General features: G+C 39.3%; 1 protein-coding gene. It reads left to right on the top strand.

Annotation, left to right across the window (positions count from 1 at the left end):
* The first annotated feature begins 462 nt into the window (after positions 1-462).
* Entirely contained in the window at positions 463-2,253 is a 1,791-nt protein-coding gene (locus ACW6OJ_RS08160) for a cell wall-binding repeat-containing protein (RefSeq protein ID WP_456096293.1), read from the top strand.
* The last annotated feature ends 131 nt before the right edge of the window (positions 2,254-2,384 follow it).

Raw genomic sequence — 2,384 nt, 5'->3', positions numbered from 1 at the left:
TCTATAATGTATCTCTTTGTGTTTCCACAAAATTGAAATAAGTTCTTTTCAACCATTATTTTTCCTCCATTTTTTACAAAATACCAATCTACCCTTTAATGATATAATAATAATTTTCAATTTACAACACTTTACAGAAAATCACAAATATAGTTAATAAACACCTAAAAATATCTAATATATATTGGGCATGGGCTTTAAAAAATATACCTACCCATATCGGTTTAGAGAAAGTAAGGCTCCAAAAATCACAAACTTAAGACCTCTCTCTTTTTAGCAGTGATTTTTGTGAAAATATTTATTTTTAAGCAAGTTACTACTGTAAAAAAATTTTTATTTATAGTAAAATATAAAATATGTTGAATTTCAAGTCATGATGGAGTCCAAACCATCTCCTAGGTCTTCAAAACAAAGAGAGACCACCAATTAATACTTGCATATAAAACCCATGGAGGAAGAAAAATGAGATTGAGAAAAAAACAAGTGGCTATTGTCCTAGCCCTGGGCATGGTGCTTACTTCTACAGGGCCTACCCTGGCAGACCAGTTATCTAGCCCTAGTATAGAGGCGGTAGCAAGTGATGCCAAGCCAAATGAGTCCAACAAGAGCGAAATAATTATCAGCCCTGATGCAGAAGATTCTAAGTTAGATCCTAATTCAAATCTGGCTAAATTCCTAGGATCAGACCAGGCTAGTATGAGAATATCTGGACCAGGAAGGGTAGAGACGTCCATAGAAATAAGTAGGTTTGAGAATACTAAATCAAAGACAGTTATCCTGGCAGATGCAAGAAACTACCCCGATGCCCTAGCTGCATCCAACCTTACAGGTGGTCGTTATTCCGTCATCCTAGTACAAAACCAACTGACACAGGAAATTATAAATGAAATATCTAGACTTGAGACCCAGGACCTTATCATACTTGGTGGTACGAACTCGATATCAGAAGATATAGAAAGGGGTCTTGCCAATATAGGTGGAATTAAAAACATCAGCCGTATAGCGGGTGAAAATAGGTATGATACCTGCCAAAAGATATTTAATCATGCCAAGAAAAAATCCTTGATCCTTGCATCAGGAGAAAAGTTTCCAGATGCCCTGGCTACATCTTCTATCCTTGACCAGGCAGGCCTTCTATTAACAAAAAGCGGACAGCTACCCAGTGAGGTCCAGGCTGCAATCGAGGCCCTTAAGCATGACAGCTTCCTAATTGTCGGAGGAGAAAATAGTGTCCAAGAAGGTCTAGCAAGTGGTATAGCCAACCAATTCCAATATGCTAGCCATACTAGGATAAGTGGCAACAACCGTTATGAGACAAGTACCAAGATAGGGGATAGGCTTGTATCATCTACAGTCATCCTTGCATCAGGAGAAAACTTCCCAGATGCCCTGGCTGCGTCTACACTTGCCCAAAAGATAGAAGCCCCTATACTTCTAGTATCAAAGGACAAGATAGACCAGAGTGTAATAGACTATTTCAAAAACCACAATATAAAAAAGGTCCTTGTCGTAGGTGGTCAGTTATCTATATCTGACAAGACTCTTGCCAATGCTGATAGGTTGACAAGGGGGCTGGACCCAATAGACAACCAGGGCCCTCAAAAGCCACAGCCTGAACCAAAACCAGAAGTAAAGCCTGAGGAACCGAAGACTATTGGTAGGATAATAAATCCGGTCCCATATGTTTCCCAGCTAAAGCCAGTTTATGCACCTAATGGATGTGAAGCCACATCCCTCCTGATGGGACTTAAGGGTAAGAGGTACACAAACCTGGGTCTAAGAGACTTCCTCGATAATATGCCAAAGACTAGTAGTAACCCTGCCAAGGGCTATGTCGGTTCACCATACGAAAACGAAAATTATAGGTTCCTAACTATAGACCCTGAACCCCTAGCCAAGTACGGACAAAGGTATGGTAATGTTGTAAATATTCAGGGGGCTCCTATAGAGGATATCATAAAAGAAATACAGAATGGCAATACAGTAGTTATTTATGTTACCCTACATTGGGCTCCAGCCTACTATAAGACCCTACCTATCGATGGGGTTCCAACCAGGAGGATCTTCAACAACCATGTACTCCTATTAACAGGCTACGACCCGGTTAAAAAGGCCTTCTACATAGCAGACCCATACAACCACGAATCCGATGGGGCAAACCGTAGTAAGCCTTTCTTCTACTGGAAATCACAGGCCCTGGTAGACAAGTGCTATAACTATGGAAATAGAAGATTTGCAGTAGCAATTAGATAGGTCATTCTTTTCTTATGATAAGTCAATTTAGACCCTGTATGTATTAATTCATTACCTATGAGTTTAATATAAATATTAGACTAGCAAAATTATGCGCTTAATGAAATTAAAAATATAAGTATATAGTAAAA

This window comes from Peptostreptococcus sp., from assembly GCF_977045075.1.
Note: the sequence above shows the minus strand (reverse complement) of the source record. Positions and strands in the feature narration are given on the sequence as shown.

Bases quoted from the DNA above. Each gene is read 5' to 3' on its own strand.
- ACW6OJ_RS08160 (WP_456096293.1), top strand. From the start codon at position 463: ATGAGATTGAGAAAAAAACAAGTGGCTATTGTCCTAGCCCTGGGCATG.